The sequence below is a fragment of the Rhodococcus jostii NBRC 16295 genome, assembly GCF_001894825.1.
GTDB lineage: Bacteria > Actinomycetota > Actinomycetes > Mycobacteriales > Mycobacteriaceae > Rhodococcus_F > Rhodococcus_F jostii.
Window position 1 is genome coordinate 87607 of sequence record NZ_BCWY01000014.1, and the last position, 18673, is coordinate 106279.

Sequence of the window (18673 nt, forward strand, 5' to 3'; positions counted from 1 at the left end):
CGGCCCGAGCGCGCTTATAGTGACCGCTAGTGCGCAATCGACCCGAGGAGAACTTGTGCGTCATCCGAAGCTCGCTGCCCTCGCCCTCGCCACCACGGCCGTGATCGGTCTCCCCACCGCACAGGCAACCGCCCAGCCGCTGCCGTTCCCGTTCGACACGGGAAGCCTCGGCAGCGACGGCCCGGGGATACCCACGGAGGACACCCTTCCCGAGTTGACGGTCACGCCGGTCCTCGACGGACTCGACCATCCGTGGGACGCGGTGCAGGCTCCGGACGGCGCGGTTCTCACCGGGCAGCGTGCGGGCGGGTTCTTCGTTCGGCGTGCGGACGGAAGTACCGGACCGGTTACCGCCGATCTGTCCGACCTGTACGCACAGTCCGAGACCGGGCTGATGGGTATCGCACTGTCGAGCAACTTCGCGCAGTCCCGAACCCTGTATACGTGCCAGGGATTCCAGGGCGGCGGTGTCACCGACATCCGAATCCAGTCGTGGACCGTCGACGCCGGCTGGACGACGCTGACCCGCGGTGCCGCAATCCTGACCGGAATCCCGGTCAACGAGGGGCGTCACGGCGGTTGCCGCATACTGACGGCCGCCGACGGCACCCTGTTCGTCGGTACCGGCGACACCGCGCAGCCGACCGTGTCGCAGGACCCGAACTCGCTGGGCGGCAAGACTCTCCACATCAACACCGACGGAACTCCCGCAGCCGGAAACCCGGATCCGGCGAGCCCCGTCTACACCCTCGGCCACCGGAACGCGCAGGGCCTCGCCCAGCAGCCCGGAACCGGCCGAATCTACGCCGTGGATCAGGGAACGACCCGGGACGACGAAGTGAACCTCCTCGTCGCCGGAGGCAACTACGGATACAAGCCCGATCGGATCCCCGGCATCTACGACGAATCCGTGCCGATGACGGATCCGCTGCGCGTGCCCGGAGCCGTTGCCGCGGCGTGGAGTTCGGGCGGCACCACCCTGGCGACCGGAAGCGGCGCGTTCGTGACCGGCTCAGGATGGGGTCCGTGGGACGGTGCCCTCGTCCTCGGCGGTCTCAAGACGAAGCAACTGATCTTTCTACGCCTCGCCGCCGACGGGCAGTCCGTGACGGCTCAGACCTTCGGTCTGCAGAACCAGTACGGGCGCCTCCGGTCGGTCACCCCGACCGCCGACGGTTCGGTGCTCGTTACCACGGACAACGGGTCCACCGACCAGGTGCTGCGAGTCACCCCGCAGGGCTGACCCCACGTGAGTGGCATTGTGTGCCCGCGCACGCGATGCCACTCACGTGCAGAAAACGGAAGGAAAGGGTAAGCATGGCAACGAGGATCAGGCGTCTCTACACGCTCGTCGGCACTTGCGCCGCGGCGGTGGCGCTCACGACCGGTTCCGCCGGCATCGCTTCGGCCGTCCCCGACCCGGTGACGGTGACGACGACGGCGTTCCAGGTTCCGTTCACCGGTGTCATCGGCGACCCGTTCCCGTTCGCCACGGTGTCGCTGGCCGCGTCCACCGGTGCGAACCCGGGGCCGGGTGTCGCGCGGTTGTCCGCGACGAGCATGTGCCCGGCGTTCACACCCAACGCGAACTGCACGACGTACGCGTTTGCCACCACGATTCAATGGCTCAATCTGAGCACGGGCGCGACGGGGACGGCCACCGTGCCGTCGGGCTCCTTCGGGGTGCCCGGACAGGAACCCGTCGTCGACGTGCCGACCGGATCGGGACACGTGACGGCGACCGTCCTCGGCGCCTCGTCGGGCACGATCGTCCCGGGCCTGGGTTACTTCTTCGTTCCCTGACCGCCGCCGCTTTCGCCTCGGACGAACGGGACGCTCGTTGCGTCGGATCGAACGAGCGTCCCGTTCGTTCAGCGGGGGAGTTGCTTCCGGATGTCCTCGGCCGCACGCACTCCGGAGGAGATGGCCCCGTCGATGTAGCCGTTCCAGATGCTCGCGGTCTCCGAACCGGCCCAATGGATGCGGTCCGCGGGAGCACGCCAGCCGTTGCGGCCGTGCGCGAACCAGGTTCCGGGGGTGGGGCTGGCCGCGTATCCTCCTCGCACCCAGGGGTCCTGGGGCCAGATCTTCTCGGTGTAGTCGATCGGTGACGCGGCGCGTTCGCCGAACAATTCGACCAGGGTGTCGACGATCGCCGCCCGGCGGTCGCCCTCGGAGAGCGCCGACCAGGACCGCTGGCGGTCACCGTAGACAAAGCACACGAGTACGCCTGTCCCCGCGTCTTCGGGCGAGTTGTCGAACACGACTCCGACGTGGCGGTCACCGTAGATCGTGGCCTGGCCGGACAATCCGTCGGCGCGCCAGAACGGGGTGTCGAAGACGGCATGCACCTTCGCCACGTCGCCCATCGGGCTGCGTTCGACCCATCGTGTGCGCGAGACGGGCAGCGGGGGAGTGAAGGTGACGCCTCGGGTGGCCGACGGCGGTAGCGCCATGACGACGGAGTCGGCGAGCACCGTCCCCCGGGTGGTCTCGACCCGAACGCCGTCGGGCGTCTGCTCGATGTGGCGCACGGCCGTATCCAGGTGGACCCGATCGCCGAGATGGTCGGCGACGGCCAGCGCCGTCGACTGCGCGCCGTCCCGGAATCGGCGCTCCTGCGCGCACCCCTCGGTTTCCATCAGCTGGTCGAATCCGCCCGCCGACGCGACGTAGAACAGCAGGTGGAACAGCGACAGGTCGCGGGGTTCGATCGACCACACGCCCTCGACCGCGAGTGCGAGGCGCCGACGGGCGTCTTCGTTCGCGACGGTCCGCTCGAAGTAGGAGTGGACGGTTTCGCTGTCCCACCTCTCGAGGTGGGGAGTGGCGGTGGGGTCGTCGAGGTCGATGGTTCTCGCGAGTTCGTCGATGCGATCCGCGGCGGCCAGATATTCCGTCATGCCGGGGCCGCCGTCGGGACCGGCGCCGGTGTAGCGCCGGTGTGCGCCGTCGGGCCACAGTTCGATGTGCTCGCCCGTGTTGTACGTGGGGAAGGTGGGGCAACCGAAGCGGTCGGCGAGGGCGAGCAGCTGTTTTTGAGTGGGTCCGACCCATTGTCCGCCGTGGTCGACGACGACACCGTCGTGCCGCCGCTCGGAGCACACCCGACCGCCGACCCGGGTGGAACCCTCGAGGACCACGATGTCGATCCCGTCGTCGTGCAGCGCGAGTGCGGCGGACAGTCCGGCGTACCCCGCACCGACCACGGCGGTGTGGACGCGGGTCGGGAGCGTGGACGGGTGATCCTTCGTGTGCTTCATGACCAGCATCCTGTTCTTGATTGGCTCGCCAGTCAATACTCAATTCTCGTTTGCTGCGCCAGAATTCGAGGGTTGACACGGTGTGAGCCGTGCCACAGACTCTTTATAACTGGCCCGCCAATCAGAAATGGGGATCGCGTGGACGACGCATTCGAACAGGAACTCGAGAGGCGATTGCTCCTACTGGAATCCCCCGACGGAGGCGGAATGATCCTGCCCGACCTACCGTGGCGCGACGTCGCGGTGGCGACCGCCGGGATCGTCGTCACGATCACCGTCATGCTGTGGTGGGGGTACTGATGCTGGAGGGGCGGCAGGACCGCAGTACGGCCGTGGGAAGTGCCGGCGGCACCGGCGACGGCACGGACGCCACGCTCAATGAACTGCCGCTGCTGCCGGCGGAGCGGATCTGGGGCTTCTGGGACTACTCGGCGGTGAACATCGGGTTGGCGGTGGCCACCTGGGCATTTCTGCAGGGCGCCGCCGTGGCGTACTACGTCGGTGCGGTCCAGGCGATCGCGAGCATCGTCATCGGCTATGCGATCAGCGTCTTCCTCGTGTCGCTCGCACCGTGCCTGCCGTCGGCGAAGTACGGGATCGAGCAATTCGTCGGACTGCGCAGTGTGTTCGGCAGCAACGGCGCCCGAATCGTGATGGTCGTGATGTCCACGCTCTTCGCGGCGGCCTGGTCGGCTGTGCTGGCCATCATGTTCGGGCATGGCATGGTGACCGTCATCGACAACGTCTTCGGGGTCGAGATTTCCCAGACCGGTGCGGCGGTGAGCCTGCTGGGGCTGGTGGCGGTGGCCATGTCGTGGCTCGTCCTGGCCCGGGGGCCGGTGTCGGTGGAGTCCGTGTGCAGGGTGATCGCGCCCGTCCTCGTCGTCATCATCGTCGGGATCCTCGTCATGGTGTTCACCAAACGGTCCTGGTCCGAACTGGCGAGCCTGCCACCGCTCGACCCGGAAACCGATCCGCACACCAGCTTCATGGTCGCGATCGAACTGAACATCGCCGGCGGGTTCGCGTGGTGGCCGAACGTCGGAAATCTCGCCCGGCTCACCCGCAGCCCGCGTGCTGCATTCTGGCCGAACTGGCTCGGACTGTTCGCCGCGTCCGTGGCCGCCGCGGTGGTCGGTGTCTTCGCCGCACTGGCCCTGAACATCGAGGATCCGACGGAGTGGATGATCCCCCTCGCGGGAGTGGTACTCGGCGTCCTGGCCTTGATCGTCATCGGCTTCGCCAACGTCACCGCCATCCTCTCCCAGGGATACGCGTCCATGGTGGCGCTCAAAGGCGGTGGCGGGAAGCTCCTGCGCGGGACGCCCTGGCCGGTGCTGGTGGCATTCATCCTCGGACCGGCGGCGATCCTCGTCTTCTTCCCCTCGGCCGTCTACGACAACTACGGCCGATTCCTGTCCTGGGGTGCGATCCTCGTGGCACCGCTGTGCGCAGTCCAGATAGTCGACTTCTTCCTGTTGCGCCGGGGTGTGTTGCGGATTCGCGACCTCTACCTGCCCAGTGCGCGCTCCTGCTACGGGTATTGGCGCGGTGTCAACGCCTTCGCCTTCGCGTCCGTGGCGGCAGGCGCGGCGACGTACGCCCTGCTGCTCAATCCGGTCACCTACATTCCGTCCGCGGTCTTTCCCTACACCACCGCGTCGATTCCGGCGTTCCTCGTCGCGGGCTCACTCCACTTCGTGCTGACCAGGACATTCGTGCAGCCGCTCGGCCTCGGCGGTTACGACAGCCGGTCCGCCGGCGCCGACCTCGGAAGGTGAGAAGTGTGACGTCGCAGCTCTTTCCGCACCTGCTCTCGCCCCTCCGCATCGGGACCGTGACGCTCGCCAACCGCATCGTGTCCTCCGGTCACGACACGGTCCTGGTGCAGGATGGGAAGGTGACCGACGAACTCGTCGCGTACCACGAAGCGCGTGCCGCCGGCGGGGTCGGCATGATCGTGGTCCAGGTCGCGGGTGTGCACGAGACCGCCCGTTACACGTCGCACGTCCTGATGGCGACGGACGACGACTGCATTCCGGGATACCGGCGAATTGCCGACGCCTGTCACCGTCACGGCTGTGTCGTCGTCGGCCGGGTCTTCCACCCCGGCCGGGAGATCCTGGAGTCGCAGGACGGGTCCACGCCGGTCGCGCTGGCACCGTCCGCGGTGCCGAGCGAGCGCTTCCACGTGATGCCGAGGGCGATGACCGCCGCGGAGATCGAGGCCGTCGTCCGCGGGTACGGCGACGCTGCCCGGCGACTGCAGCGCGCCGGACTCGACGGCGTCGAGATCGTGGCGAGTCACGGCTATCTCCCGGCGCAGTTCCTCAATCCGCGCACCAACCTCCGCACGGACGACTACGGCGGTTCGGCGGAGAACCGCCTCCGATTCCTCCGTGCGGCACTCGCGTCCGTCCGTGCGGCGGTCGGCCGCGAATTCGTCGTCGGGATCCGGATTTCCGGCGACGAGATGGGCAGCGACGGACTGCGGCCGGACGAATCACAGGCCGCGTGCGCGGCGCTGGACGCGGACGGGCTGCTCGACTACGTCAGTGTGTGCGCGGGGAGTTCGTCGAGCCTGTCGGGTGCGGTGCACATCGCCGCCCCGATGACCGAATCCGCCGCCTACACCGCTCCGATGGCGGCGGCCGTCAAAGCGGTGGTCGGTGTTCCGGTGGTCGTGGCGGGCCGGATCAATCAACCGCACGAGGGTGACGCGGTGATCGCGCAGGGACAGGCCGACGCGTGCGCGATGACCCGCGCCCTCATCTGTGACCCACGGATGCCGGCGAAAGCCGAACGGAACGAATTCGATTCCATTCGTGCCTGTATCGGCTGCAATCAGGCGTGCATGGGCACTTCCAGCGCGGGTGCGCGATCTCGTGCATCCAGCATCCGGAGACCGGCCGCGAAGTGCGGTTCGGCACTCTGCAGATCACGCGCCGGCCGAAGAGTGTGATGGTGATCGGCGGGGGACCGGGCGGGTTGAAGGCCGCCGCGGTGGCCGCGGAACGCGGGCACCGGGTGACCCTGTACGAGGCCGCGCCCCGGGTGGGCGGCCAGGTCCTGCTCGCCGAACTGCTACCCGGCAGAGGCGAGTTCGGTGGCGCCGTCACCAATCTGGAGGGCGAGGCGCGCCGCGCCGGAGTCCGGTTCGTGACCGGCACGACGGTCGATCCCGCGATGGTCAGGTCGGAGAAACCCGACGAGGTGATCGTCGCGACCGGCGCGACCCCGTTCCGTCCCGAGATCGAGACCCTCGACGAGCCGTGCATCGTGGAGGCGTGGGAGGTGATCCGCGGGCGCGCACTCCCCGCCGGCCGGGTCCTCGTCGCCGATTGGCGCGGGGACTGGATCGGGCTGGGGGTTGCGAACACACTCGCCCGGCTGGGCCACCGCGTCACGCTCGCCGTCACCGGATACGGTGCGGGTGAACATCTCCAGCAGTACGTGCGGAACGCCATGGTGGCCGCGGCGATGGACGCGAAGGTCGAGATACTTCCCAACGTCCGGTTGCGCGGCGCCGACGAGGACACGGCCTACCTCCAGCACACCCTCACCGAGCGGCCCATGCTCGTCGAGGGTGTCGGCGCCGTCGTTCTCGCGCAGGGGCACGCGTCGGTCACGGACCTGCTCGAGGTCGACGGATTTCCGCAGGAGCGGATCCATGCGGTCGGTGACTGTCTGTCGCCGCGAACGGTGGAAGAGGCTGTGCTGGAGGGACTCACCGTTGCATCGGCGATCTGAAAGCTACTTCGCGGCGCGCTTGGCGGTGGTCGACGGAACCCGGTGTTTGTCGACGGTGATGGCGTCGATGAAGTCGTCGCACACTGCCCGCATCCGCGTCGGTGTCATCAGGGTGGAACCGGTGAGCACCTGGATGGCGAGGCCATCGAGAAGGCCGAGGAGCATGTCGGTGGCGGCCCCGGGATCCTTCACCCGGAGAGCGCCCTGCGCCACACCGGCCTCGACGGTCTCCCGGACCACCCCGCGCCATTCCCCGTAGACGGTGTCGTTCAGCTCCTGCAGTTCGACGTTGCCGAGGGCGGACGCCCACAGCTCCACCCACACTCGCCAGGCCGTGATCGTTTCCGGCCCGGCGGGAAGGTAGGACTCCACCAACCGGTGGAGCCGCACGAGCGGAACGTCGCTCTTCTCCATGATCCATCGGCGCCGTTCCAGCGAGTGCTCGAAGTTGAACTGGAACGCCGCATGCAACAGCGCATCCTTGGACTCGAAGTAGTAGTGGATCGTCCCGTTGCTCACCCCGGCCCGCGCCGCGACGTCGGCGATCCGGACCGCGCGGAAGCCGAGTTCGGCGATGGCTTCACACGTCGCCTGAAGGATCTGTTCTCGACGTTCCGCTTCAACGCTGGGGCGTGGCATCGCGCTCTCAACTCCTTGGATGTGACGGCTCGTCTACAGAAACCGTAGTCGAGAGTGCGGTGCCGATCGGTTCGCGGGTTCGGCGCGTTGCCCCCTCGAGCGGGCGGCGACGCGCCGAACCGGGACAGCCGTCACACCTGCTGCGTTGCCCTGCTGTTCTCGCGGATGTGCAGGAGAGTCGGGCGATCGGCGTCGAATGCCGCCGTGATCGCCTCCGTCAGCGCTGCCGGCGACTCCACGGCTCGCCCGTGACAGCCCATCGCCCGCGCCACGGCGGGGAAGTCGATGCCGCCGAGCGTCACGGAGTGGACGGTGTCGCCGCGGTCCGCCATCTCGTTGCGGATCTCCCCGTAGCCGCCGTTGTCGACGACGACGATCGGCAGCGGCAATCGGAGCTGCGCGGCGGTCGCGAGTTCGGGCAGCGTGAACATCACCCCGCCGTCGCCGAGGATCGCCAGCACCCGTCCGTCCGGGTCGGCGACGGACGCGCCGATGGCCGCGGGCAGACCGTATCCCAGCGTCCCCTGTCCGGTCGGGTAGAGGAACCCGCCGGGGCGATGCACCGTGAGGTTCGACAGCGCACCGTAGTAGCAGGCCATGGTGCTGTCACCGGCGATCACCGTGGATTCGTCGACGACCGGTGCGATCGCGGCCATCATGTCCAGCCACGGAGCCCCCTCGGCGGCGGCGTCGGCGCGGAGGTCACGGCGGAATCCGGCGGCCCGTTCGTGGGCATCGGAATCCTCGCGCATCTTCGCGACGTCGAGTAGCTGCGACACCGTCGTGGCGGCGTCGCCGAGCAGGCGGATCGCGGGATCCGCGTTCGTGGTCATCGAGGTCGGGTCGACGTCGATGCGAATCAGCTTGCGGTCCAGGTCGACCGGGCCGTACCAGAAATCGGAGGGCGCGAACTCCGTGCCGATCGCGACGACGCAGTCGGCGGACTCGAGCGCCGCACGCACGGACGGGTGGTGGACGCCGGCACCCACCGACAGCGGGTGGTCCTCGTCGAGAACGCCCTTGCCGTTGGTCGTCGTGAGGACGGGCGCGGACAGGCGTTCGGCGAGTGCACGGACCTGCGGTGCGGCCGACCGGGCACCGCCGCCGACGATCAGCACGGGTGCCGTCGAATCGGCGAGGAACCGGGCGGCTTCGGTGACCGCGTGCGACGGCGCGGCGAGCGGAGCCGCCTCGACCGGCGCGACGATCCGGACGTCCGCTTCCGCGTCGAGGATGTCCACGGGGATCTCGATGTGCACCGGTCGCGGTCTGCCCGAATTCATGGCGGCGAAGGCGTAGGCGATCGCCCGGGGAATCTCGGCGACGCTCGTCACCCGGTGGCTGTACGCGACGATCGCCTCGAGCGCGGCCTGCTGATTCTTCACCTCGTGGAGGTAGCCGTTTCCGCGCCCGGGGTGGGTGAGCGGCAGGGCCGGCGAGAGGAACAGAACCGGGACCGAGTCCGACCACGCCTGCGCCGCGGCGGCGGCCGCGTTGAGGATGGCGGGACCGGTGGTGGTCAGGCAGACGCCCGGTTTTCCCGTCACCCGGGCATAACCGTCCGCGGCGTAACCGGCGCCCTGCTCGTGCCGGGTCAGGACGGAGCGGATCGGCGAGTCGGTCAAGGCGGCGTAGACGGACAGGTTGTGGGTGCCGGGTATTCCGAAGACCGTGTCGACTCCGTGTGCGGCGAGGGCCGCGACGAGTGCCTGGCCGCCGTTCTGGCTTGTCATCGATGCCCTCCCATGGGCTGTGCAGTGTTCGTGCTCGGATCGTGGGCGGGGTGCCCGAACGGGTGCGGGGCGGAGGAAGACCCCCGCCCCACCCGCGCCCGTCAGTCCAGGTTTCGGGAAATGACGAGCTTCATGATGTCGGAGGTGCCTTCCTCGATCTCCTCCAGTTTGACGTCGCGCATCCACTGCTCGACGGGATACTCGCGGGAATACCCCCACCCGCCGAGCGTCTGCACGGCCGCATGGGTGACGAACATGGCGGTCTCGGATGCGGTCAACTTGGCCATGGCGGCGATGCCGCGGGCGTTTCCGCCGCTGTCGATGATGCGGGCGGCGTGGTGGACGAGCAACCGGGCGGATTCGATCCTCGTCGCCATGTCGGCCAGCCGGAACGCGACCGCCTGGTGTTCGATGATCGGCACGCCGAACTGCTTGCGCGACTTGGCGTAGTCGAGGGCGTACTCGTAGGCGGCGCGGGCGGCGCCGACGGCGGCCGCCCCGAGCACCACCCGGGAGATGTCGAACGTGCCCATCAGCCCGTAGAAGCCCTGCCCTTCCTCGCCGAGACGGTTCTCCTCGGGGACGAACACGTTGTCGAAGAAGATCTCCCGGCACACGATGGCGCGCTGTCCCATCTTCTTCATCGGCTCACCGAACGTCATTCCCTCGGCCCCCTTCTCGATCAGGAACGCCGAGACGCCGCCGGACCGCTGCGTGCGGTCGGTCTTCGCGAACACGACGTAGAACTGGGCGGCGCCGGCGTTGGAGATCCACGCCTTCTGCCCGGTGATCCGGTAGCCGCCGTCGACGCGTGCGGCCGTGGTGACGATCGACGCCGCATCCGAGCCGGATCCCGGTTCGGTGGTGGCCAGTGAGGTCATCGGGGCGTTCGGCCCGGTGAGGGGTCCGAGCCACTGCTTCTTCTGCTCCTCGGTGCCGAGCACCATGATCGGATCGGAGAAGAAGCCGTTGGAGCACACGAGGTTTCCGATGCCGGGGTCACCCCAGCAGAGCTCCTCCTGCACCAGGCACTGGGTGAACACGTCGCCCATGCCGCCTCCGCCGAACTCCTCGGGGATCATGAAGTCGGTGATGCCCACCGCGGCTGCCTTCGCGAAGATGTCGACCGGGGTGACGACATCCGCCTCGTCGACCTCCCGTCCGCGGGGCCGGATCTCTTTCTGCGCGAAGTCGCGGCACAGCTCGATGATCTGCTTCTGCTCGTCGGTCAGGGGCCAGGCAGGGATATTGGTGGTGGTCATAGGGGTTCCTTCGCTTCCGATGTGGCTGTGTCGGTATGGGTTGTGGGGTGCGGCGGGTCAGCGCTGCACGGCCGTCAGTTCGGTGAACTCCTCGACGCCGGCCCGGCCGAGTTCCCGACCGAGACCGGAGGACTTCCAGCCGCCGAACGGCGCCTCGGGGTTGAACGCGGCGCCGTTGACGTCGACCTGACCGGTGTCCATCCGGGCCGCGACGCCCAGCGCCCGCTCCGGGTCGGCCGACCACACGGCTCCGCCGAGTCCGTAGTCGCTGTCGTTGGCGAGCCGGACCGCGTCCTCGTCGCCGTCGTGGGGGAGGACGACCAGGACGGGTCCGAAGATCTCTTCGCGCACGACGGGGTCGTGCGGTCCGACATCGGCGATCACGGTCGGTCGCAGATAGTGGCCGCGTTCGAGGCCGTCGGGAAGACCGGTGCCTCCGGCCGCCAGTCGGGCCCCGCCGGCGATCGCGGCGTCGACGGTCTCGGCGATCGATCGTCGCTGCGCGGCGGAGATCACCGGGCCGAGTTGCGTCGCGCGGTCCCACGGATCGCCCACTCGCAGCGTGTCGGCGTGGTCGGCGGCGAGTGCGACGGCCTCCTCGTACCGGGCGCGCGGCACGAGGAGCCGGGTCCACGCGCTGCACGTCTGACCGGAATTGAGCATCGCGGCGTCGACGGTCGCGGTGACAGCCCTGTGCAGAGGCGCGTCGCCCAGCACCACACTGGCCGACTTGCCGCCGAGTTCGAGGCACGCACGCTTCAGCGACTCCGCGGCCGCGTGCGCGACGCCCCGGCCCACGGCGGTGGAGCCGGTGAAGGACACCACGTCGACGCCGGGATGGCCGGCGAGCGCCGCCCCGACCGTTCGGCCGCTGCCCGGTACGAGGTTCACGACGCCCGGGGGAAGTCCCGCGGCGAGGGCGGCATCGGCGAACAGGTAGGTGGACAGCGGCGTGAGTTCGGCGGGCTTGACGACGGTGGTGCATCCCGCCGCGAGAGCAGCTCCCACCTTGGCCGCGAGCTGGTAGAAGGGGTAGTTCCACGGCGTGATGCAGGCGACGACACCCGCGGGTCGACGCAGCACCAGCGAATGATCCAGCTGTTCCCGGAAGGGAAGGTCGCGGGCCAGCCGGGCATACGACTCGAGGATCTCGATGCCGAGGTCGATGTGCGCGTCCTCGGCCACAGAGACCGGGGCTCCCACCTCCGCGACCGTGGTGTCGACGAGCAGCTGCCTCCTGGCCCGCAGCTCGGTGCAGAGGTTGTCGAGGGCTTCGGCTCGTTGCTCGGGAGTGCGTGCACCCCAGGTGGCTCCGGCGGAGCCTGCCGCCGCGACCGCAGCATCGACGTGGGTGGGACCGGCCGATGCGGACCTGCCGATCACGGACTCGGTGGCCGGGTCGTGCACGTCCGTGCCGTCCGGGACGGGAATCCAGTCGCCGCCGACGAGGATCGAGTCGCGGTCCCACGCGGTGTGCATCGTGGAGGTCATCGCGCCGCCGCTCGCGAATCGGTGTACACCGATTTGCCGAGCCACTGGCCACCATCCGTGACGAGGACCTCCCCGGTGACGTAGCCGGACCGGTCGCTGAGCAGGAAGGCGGCGGATTCGGCGACCTCCTCCGGCGTCGTGAAGCGGGCCGCGGGGACGCTGGACAGTACCCGGGCGCGGTCCTGTTCGGTGGGCCACAAGGCGGCGCCGGCACCTTCGGTCTCGGTCGGTCCGGGTGCGATGCAGTTGATCCGGACACCGCGACCACCCCATTCCACGGCCAGGGTGCGCGTCATCGCGACGACCCCCGCCTTGGCCGCGGCGCTGTGCACGGTGCCGGGATGACCGTGCCAGGCGTAGCTGGCGATGGTGTTGAGGATGGTGCCGCGGCCGGCGGCGAGCATGTGGCGACCGGCCGCGCGGGTGCAATAGAAGGTGCCGTTCAGGACGATGTCCACGACGGCCCTCCATCCGCCCGGGGAGAGATCCTCGCTGGGCACCACGAAGTTTCCGGCGGCGTTGTTGACGAGCGCATCGAGCCGGCCGTGGCGATCGACCACTCCGTCGATCGCCACGTCCACGGCGTCGGCGTCCCGCACGTCGCACACCACCGCTTCGGCTTTCCCGCCGACGCGTTCGGCCGACCGGACGGTGTCCTCCAGCGCATTCTGCCTGCGCCCGAGGACGACGACGGTTCCACCGGCCGCCGCCCACCGCACCGCGACGGCGCGTCCGATACCGGATCCGCCACCCGTCACGACGGCGACACGATCCTGGAATTCGTCGGCCGTGTTCGGGACGAGGCCGGGGGAGTGGGTCTGGGTCATCGCATTCTTCTCCTTGCTGTCGTGGGGTGTGGACTCACGGGGCGGGGGACGGATCGGCGGCCACGACGAGTGCGTCGACCGTGAGTGCTCCGCCCGGGGCGACGCGGACGGGATTCAGTTCGATCTCGGCGATGTCGGAGCGCGCCGAGATCAACCGGGACACACCCGTGATCACCTCGACCAGGCTGTCGATCGACACCGCGGGCCGTCCCCGCCACCCACGGAGAAGCGGCAGGCAGCGCAGGCCTTCGAGCATCGCACGAGCATCCTCGGGGCCGACGGGCGCGGCTTCGAGGCCGATGTCCTGGAGCACCTCGGTTTCGGTGCCGCCGGCCCCCACCACGATCACGGGGCCGAGGTCGGGATCGCGGCGGGCGCCGACGAGGATCTCCACGACGTCCTGCCGAGTGTCCTGCTCCTCCACCACGTAGTCGCCGTCGCCGAGCCGTGCGCGCATGTCGTGGAAGGTGCGCAGCAAATGTTCGGGGCCGTCGATACCGACCACGACGCCGCCCGATTCGCTCTTGTGCTCGAGCCAGCTCGCCTTGAGGACGAAGGGAGCCCGTAGACGACCTGCCAGTTCGCGGGCTTCCTCGGCGGTGCGTACCACTCCGCCGTCGGGAAAGGAGACGCCTAGTACAGTGAGAAGCTCACGCGCAGGCCAGTATCCGGCCCGAAGCTGTCCTTGTGGAACGTCCGTGGTCGGAGGTGTGTGGGCAGGCCGCGGCTGCCGCAGGCGGGACAGTCCGGACAGGGCGCGGACAGCGGAATCGATCGTGTCGTACACGGGCACGCCGTGCCGCCACAATGCCTGTGCCGTAATCGATTCCGGAGCCATGGTGTGCACCACGACGGGTTTGCCGGTCTCGGCGGACACCCGCCCGATCCGTTCGGCCACGGCCGCTTCACGCTCGGCGAGGGTGGGGGCGTCGCGTGCGTAGCAGCCGAAGTATCCGGTCAGCACGACCGCGTCCGACTCGTCGGCACGGAGAAGTTCTTCGACGACGCTCGCGTAGCTTCCCAGATCCTGCTCCCCGGCCCCGGCGAGGTCGACGGGGTTGCTGGTGGCCGCTCCCGGTGGCAGTTGCGCGGCAAGGGATTCGGCGAGGGCGGGCGAGAGGTCGGGGACGGTGAGCGGGCTCGCGCTCGTCACGTCCGCGGCGATCGCGCACTGACCGCCGCTGTCGCCCACGATGGCGACGCGGTTGCCGGCGGGAACTGTCGTGGAGAGGAAAGCCCGGGCCACCGTGATCAGCTCGTCGGGAGTGTTCACCCGGAGCACTCCGGCCGCGCGGCAGGCCGCGTCCACGACGTCGGTGGCCGACGTGAGCGAGCCGGTGTGGGAACGGGCGAGGCGAGTGCTCGCCGCGCTGGCACCCACCGTCAGCAGCAGTGTCGGCCGTCCGGTGTCCCGGAGGGCGCGCAGAGTCCGGAACAGTGATTCACCGTCGCTGAAGCTTTCGAGGTACAGTGCGATCACCCGGGTCGGGTCGTGGCTGCCGAGATCGGCGAGCAGTTCGGCGGCGGTGACGTCGGACTGGTTGCCGACCGAGACGAACCGGGAGACTCCCACCCCGTGGCGGGCGCCGAGTGTGGCGAGTTCGGAGCCGAGCTGCCCGCTCTGCGAGACGATGGCGAGCGGGCCAGGGGTGAACCGCCCCCAGGCCAGTGAGAGGTCGGTGGCGCTGTCGTAGATGCCGAGGCTGTTGGTGCCGACGAGCCGCGCTCCGGCACTGCGGATCCGTTCCGCGAGTTCGGCTTCGGCGGGAACACCGGATGTGATGCCGAGGAATCCGCGGACGCCGAGGGCGAGGGCTTCGTCCACCACGTCCGAGACGAACGGCGCGGGCACGCAGAGCGCGACGAGATCCGGGACCTCGGGGAGCGCGGACAGGCTGGGATGGCATCGGTTGTCGAGAAGGGTGTCGGTTCTCCTGTTGACCAGATGGACCCGGCGGCGATGCGCGCCGGTGAGGGCGCCGCTCGCCAGCCAGTAGCCCCATTTCGCGGGGTCTGCGGAGGCGCCGACGACGGCTACCGCGGCAGGGTCGGAGAACACGCTCAGTTGTGTGACGGACTCGGCCACCACAGTGGTCATAGGGGACTCTCCTCGATCTCGCGTCGATCGGAAAATAGATAACTGGCGCATCAGTCAATTTAGATTGTGGTGGCACTCACAGTGACTGTCAACCCACCTCTCGCGGCCCGGTCCGTGCCGCCGGGAAGTCGTCGCGCTCTTGACATCGAGTGTGATCGCCCTCACGATGATTCATAACTGGCCCACCAGCCAACTATTCGACAGCCTCTGTCCTGCCATCCGCGAGGAGTGTTCATGAAGACTGTGCACGATGGATCGACCACGGAGGACGCGATGACGTCCTCGGCGGGAATCACCGACGCCGAGGACGGTCAGCTGCCGCGCGGAATCCTCCCGACCTGGGCGGTGTTCGGTGTGTCGCTCGGCATCCTGGCGCCCGCGTCCACGCTGGCCCTCGCGATCGGAGTGGTCGTCACGATCGCCGGCAATCTCAGCTGGATCACCTGGGCGGTGACCTCGGTCCTGGTTCTCGGGTTCGCCGGAGGCATCGGCTGGCTGGCCAAGCGCTTCACCACCACCGGAGGAACGTACGGGCTCGCCGCCCGCGGGGCAGGGAAGCCGGCCGGATTCTTCGTCATGGTGACCCACCTCGCGTCATCGCTCGTCGCGGGACCCGCCTGCGTGATCGGTTCGGCGATCTACCTCGACGCGTTCCTGCAGAAGGTCGGTCTGCCCGCGAGCACGTGGAACCTCGGGATCTGCGCCGCAGCCGTCGCGGTCGCGGTGACGGCACTGAATCTTCGCGAGGTGAAGCTGTCGGCGAAGCTGCTGCTGCTGATCGAATTCCTCACGGTGGCAGTGATCGTCGTGCTCCTCGTCGTGGTCCTCGCGAACTCGGATACCGGCCCGATCGACAGTCGGCAGTTCGACTTCCACGGCTTCAGCGCCACTGCGATTCTCGCGACCGCCGGCTTCTCCGTGTTCTCCCTCGCCGGTTTCGACCACGCCGCCACGCTGGGGCGGGAGGCGCGTCACCCCAAGCGCGCCATCAGCTTCGCCATCGTCGGCTCGGTGCTGGCCTGCGGTGTTCTCTACATCGTCGCCACCTACATCATCGTGCTCGGGTTCCGCGGGCTGCCGATCGACAACATGAACGCACCCCTCGACACCCTTGCGGAGCACAACGACGTCGGGTGGCTCGGCTACCTGATCGACATCGGTGTCGCCATCAGCTTCTTCGGTTCCACCCTCGGGGTCATGGCAGGCACCAGCCGGACGGTGTACACCCTGGCCCGCGATGGTCTGCTGCCCGCCCGCCTCGGCAACGTCAGTACCCGGCACAGCACCCCGGTCGGTGCGGTGACGACCCTCGGCGTCATCTATCTGGTGGCGGGACTGCTCGGCGTCCTGGTCACCACCGCGGAGACGTCCTACGGCCTGCTCGGGACATACGCCGGGTACATGCTGATCGCCGCCTACGGTCTCACCGCTCTCGCCGCCGGGTACTGCGCGGTGCGGTCACGCTCGCTGCGCCTGGGCATCGGACTCGCGACCGTCCTCGCCGCGCTCGGGTCGGTCCTCGTCTACTGGTACAGCTTCAACCCGTTCCCGTCCGGTGCGCGGGGCGTGGTGGCGTGGATCTTCTTCGCGACCGTGCTCGGCTACCTCGCCCTGTACTGCTACCTGCGACTGCGCAAGCCCCTCGTCTTCGCGAGGATCGGTGAGTCGGACCGGAAGACGACGCTCGAGGTCGATGCGGACGAGAGGGCCGGTGTGGTCCGCTGACGGTGGCCTGCCCCGTACGAACGGGACGCTCGTTGCGACAGATCGAACGAGCGTCCCGTTCGTACGGCAGCAAGACCGTCAGGCGCGTCCCGCATCGTGGCCGGCGAGTGTGGGTGCGACGAACTGCTCGAGCATCGTGCGTTCGTCGGTGTCGTCGACGCCCGGGACCGTGAGCAGGGAGACGATGACGCGGACGAGCCACCGCGCCCGGCGGGACGACTCCTCGCCCGTGAACCCCGCCTGCCCCAGGAAGGCGGCGCCCAGCGACTCGATGACTTCCGACGAATGCGCGATCTGTGCCGCGAGCCCGGAGTCGCCGAGCTGGAACCACGCGGCCAGCGTCGGGTCCGCGCGCACCAGCCGGATCGCCGTCAGCATCGCGTCGACGATCACGTCCTTCGGATCACCGGTCCCGGACACCTCTTCCGCGACCAGCGTGCCGATCCGCCGGGCCTCGCGGTGGACGAACGCCAGCTGAAGCGCCTGCCTGCTGTCGAAATACCGGTACAGCGTGGCGCGCGAACATCCGGCCGCACGGGCGACCTCGGCCATACCGACCGCGGCGATGCCGTTCTCGACGTACAGCTGAGCGGCGACGTCGAGGATCCGCTCTGCGGCGAGGCGGGGGCGTTCGTCGCGCATCCAATCGGCGTTCATGCTTCACGCGCCCGGAACGGGACGCTCGTCGGCCGGCGCACGTAGTTCCCCTCGGCATAGCGGACGGCATCGATGTCGACGGTGAAGTCGGGGCACCGCGCCAGCAGTTCCTCCAGTGCGATCCGGGCCTGCATGCGCGCGGCGGCCGCTCCGAGACAGTGGTGGGCCCCGTGACTGAAGGTGAGGATCTGCTTCGGCGCGCGACGCACATCCAGGTCCTCGGAGTGCGGTCCGAACCGGCGGGGGTCGCGGTTCGCGGAACCGTACAGCAGGAACACCTTCCGGCCCGCGGGAACGAGGGTGCCCTCGATCTCGACATCCCGGGTCGTCGTGCGGGCGAGGCCCTGGACGGGGGACGTGAGTCGCAGCAATTCCTCGACCGCGTCACCGATCAACTCCGGGTGTTCGATCAGATCCCGTCTCTGCTCCCGGTGGTGGGTGAGCAACTGGACGGCGCCGCCGAGCATCCCGGTGGTGGTGTCGTTGCCGCCGGTGACCATCGTGAACGCGAAACCGAGGATCGACAGGAGTCCGGTGACGTCGCCGTCGGCCCCCATGCCGCTCGCGACGAGGTGCGAGATGGTGTCGTCCTCGGGATCGGTGCGGCGCCGCTCGATCAGGGTGGTGAAGTACCCCATCAGATCGGTGACGGCGCCCGACGCCTGCAGCGTGTCGCCCTGCGCGTTCGCCGCGACGATCGCTTCGGTCCAGCCGTCGAACTGTGCCCGATCTGCCTCGGGGACACCGAGGTAGTGGGCGACGACCATGCTCGGTAGCGGCTTGAACAGCTCCTTCACCACATCGCCCTCGCCGGCTTCGCGCAGCCGCTCGATGCGCTCCACCACGAACGCCCGGACCGCAGGCTCGACGGCGGTGACCTGCCGCGGGGTGAATCCCTTCGAGACGAGACGCCGGAACGCGGTGTGGTCGGGTGGGTCGAGCATCACCAGCGGCGGATTGTCCTGCAGCCCGATCTTCTCCAGCTCGCCGTACGTCGTGGTGAGGCCGGCGGCGGAGGAGAACGTCTCGGCGTCCCGGGCCGCCGCATAGACGTCGGCGTGCCGGGACAGCACCCAGTAGTCGTTCTCCGGTGCGCCCTCGGGGACGACGTGGTGGACGGGGTCGTGGTCGCGCAGGTCGGCGTACATCTGCCAGGGGGCACGCCACGATTCTCCGGACCTGGGTACGAATGAGACGCTCGACACATGTGCGGTCATGTATCGATGGT

At 68.9% G+C, this 18673-nt stretch carries 16 protein-coding genes; 7 read left to right on the forward strand and 9 right to left on the reverse strand.

Translation table 11 applies throughout. From position 1 onward, the window contains the following. Window positions 1–55 precede the first annotated feature (55 nt). Together RJ1_RS11875 and RJ1_RS11880 are read left to right on the forward strand one after the other, a co-directional pair. The gene (locus tag RJ1_RS11875; RefSeq protein ID WP_073360116.1) at window positions 56–1243 is read left to right on the forward strand and encodes a PQQ-dependent sugar dehydrogenase; all 1188 of its coding nucleotides are present in this window, start codon (window positions 56–58) and stop codon (window positions 1241–1243) included. A gap of 74 nt (window positions 1244–1317) precedes the next feature. Beyond that, complete coding sequence (locus tag RJ1_RS11880; protein ID WP_073360117.1) at window positions 1318–1803, forward strand: hypothetical protein; 486 nt, start codon at window positions 1318–1320, stop codon at window positions 1801–1803. A 68-nt stretch (window positions 1804–1871) separates the two neighbouring features. On the opposite strand, the gene RJ1_RS11885 is transcribed toward RJ1_RS11880, so the two are convergent. Continuing rightward, window positions 1872–3272, reverse strand: a complete 1401-nt coding sequence (locus RJ1_RS11885; RefSeq protein ID WP_073360118.1) for an FAD-dependent oxidoreductase — start codon at window positions 3270–3272, stop codon at window positions 1872–1874. Between the two features lie 129 nt (window positions 3273–3401). On the opposite strand from RJ1_RS11885, the gene RJ1_RS47170 reads away from it, so the two are divergent. From RJ1_RS47170 to RJ1_RS49255, 4 genes are read left to right on the forward strand one after another with little or no spacing between them, the layout of a single operon-like run. After that, window positions 3402–3563, forward strand: coding sequence for a hypothetical protein (locus RJ1_RS47170; RefSeq protein ID WP_174694972.1), 162 nt, complete (start codon window positions 3402–3404; stop codon window positions 3561–3563). Next, window positions 3563–5044 (forward strand): cytosine permease, encoded by a 1482-nt coding sequence (locus tag RJ1_RS11895; RefSeq protein WP_073360119.1) that lies wholly within the window; start codon window positions 3563–3565, stop codon window positions 5042–5044. Before RJ1_RS47170 ends, RJ1_RS11895 begins: the two co-directional genes overlap by 1 nt. A 5-nt stretch (window positions 5045–5049) precedes the next feature. After that, window positions 5050–6225 (forward strand): oxidoreductase, encoded by a 1176-nt coding sequence (locus RJ1_RS49250; protein ID WP_240319951.1) that lies wholly within the window; start codon window positions 5050–5052, stop codon window positions 6223–6225. Further along, on the forward strand, window positions 6225–7013 hold the full coding sequence (locus RJ1_RS49255) for an FAD-dependent oxidoreductase (RefSeq protein ID WP_240319952.1): 789 nt from the start codon (window positions 6225–6227) through the stop codon (window positions 7011–7013). The genes RJ1_RS49250 and RJ1_RS49255 overlap by 1 nt, the downstream gene beginning before the upstream one ends. A gap of 3 nt (window positions 7014–7016) precedes the next feature. Here the strand turns inward: RJ1_RS49255 and RJ1_RS11905 are convergent, their stop codons facing one another. The 6 genes from RJ1_RS11905 to RJ1_RS11930 form a co-directional block, all read right to left on the reverse strand. Next, window positions 7017–7652 (reverse strand): TetR/AcrR family transcriptional regulator, encoded by a 636-nt coding sequence (locus RJ1_RS11905; RefSeq protein WP_073360120.1) that lies wholly within the window; start codon window positions 7650–7652, stop codon window positions 7017–7019. Window positions 7653–7783: 131 nt separating this feature from the next. After that, window positions 7784–9385: a thiamine pyrophosphate-binding protein gene (locus tag RJ1_RS11910; RefSeq protein WP_073360121.1), complete on the reverse strand. Its 1602-nt coding sequence runs from the start codon at window positions 9383–9385 to the stop codon at window positions 7784–7786. A 101-nt stretch (window positions 9386–9486) separates the two neighbouring features. Beyond that, on the reverse strand, window positions 9487–10647 hold the full coding sequence (locus tag RJ1_RS11915) for an acyl-CoA dehydrogenase family protein (protein WP_073360122.1): 1161 nt from the start codon (window positions 10645–10647) through the stop codon (window positions 9487–9489). Between the two features lie 57 nt (window positions 10648–10704). Next, window positions 10705–12138 carry an aldehyde dehydrogenase family protein gene (locus tag RJ1_RS11920; protein ID WP_073360123.1) on the reverse strand — a complete coding sequence of 478 codons (1434 nt, stop codon included), beginning with the start codon at window positions 12136–12138 and terminating at the stop codon, window positions 10705–10707. Continuing rightward, window positions 12135–12965: an SDR family oxidoreductase gene (locus RJ1_RS11925; protein ID WP_073360124.1), complete on the reverse strand. Its 831-nt coding sequence runs from the start codon at window positions 12963–12965 to the stop codon at window positions 12135–12137. Before RJ1_RS11925 ends, RJ1_RS11920 begins: the two co-directional genes overlap by 4 nt. 34 nt (window positions 12966–12999) lie before the next feature. Further along, complete coding sequence (locus tag RJ1_RS11930) at window positions 13000–15063, reverse strand: acetate--CoA ligase family protein (protein ID WP_073360125.1); 2064 nt, start codon at window positions 15061–15063, stop codon at window positions 13000–13002. 234 nt (window positions 15064–15297) lie between these two features. On the opposite strand from RJ1_RS11930, the gene RJ1_RS11935 reads away from it, so the two are divergent. Further along, a complete protein-coding gene (locus RJ1_RS11935; RefSeq protein ID WP_073360192.1) occupies window positions 15298–16788 on the forward strand; it encodes an APC family permease in 1491 nt (496 codons plus the stop codon). Between the two features lie 78 nt (window positions 16789–16866). Here RJ1_RS11935 and RJ1_RS11940 read toward each other — a convergent pair whose 3' ends face one another. Together RJ1_RS11940 and RJ1_RS11945 are read right to left on the reverse strand one after the other, a co-directional pair. Further along, the gene (locus RJ1_RS11940) at window positions 16867–17445 is read right to left on the reverse strand and encodes a TetR/AcrR family transcriptional regulator (RefSeq protein ID WP_073360126.1); all 579 of its coding nucleotides are present in this window, start codon (window positions 17443–17445) and stop codon (window positions 16867–16869) included. Next, entirely contained in the window at window positions 17442–18662 is a 1221-nt protein-coding gene (locus RJ1_RS11945; RefSeq protein WP_073360127.1) for a cytochrome P450, read from the reverse strand. The genes RJ1_RS11940 and RJ1_RS11945 overlap by 4 nt, the downstream gene beginning before the upstream one ends. Between the last annotated feature and the right edge of the window lie 11 nt (window positions 18663–18673).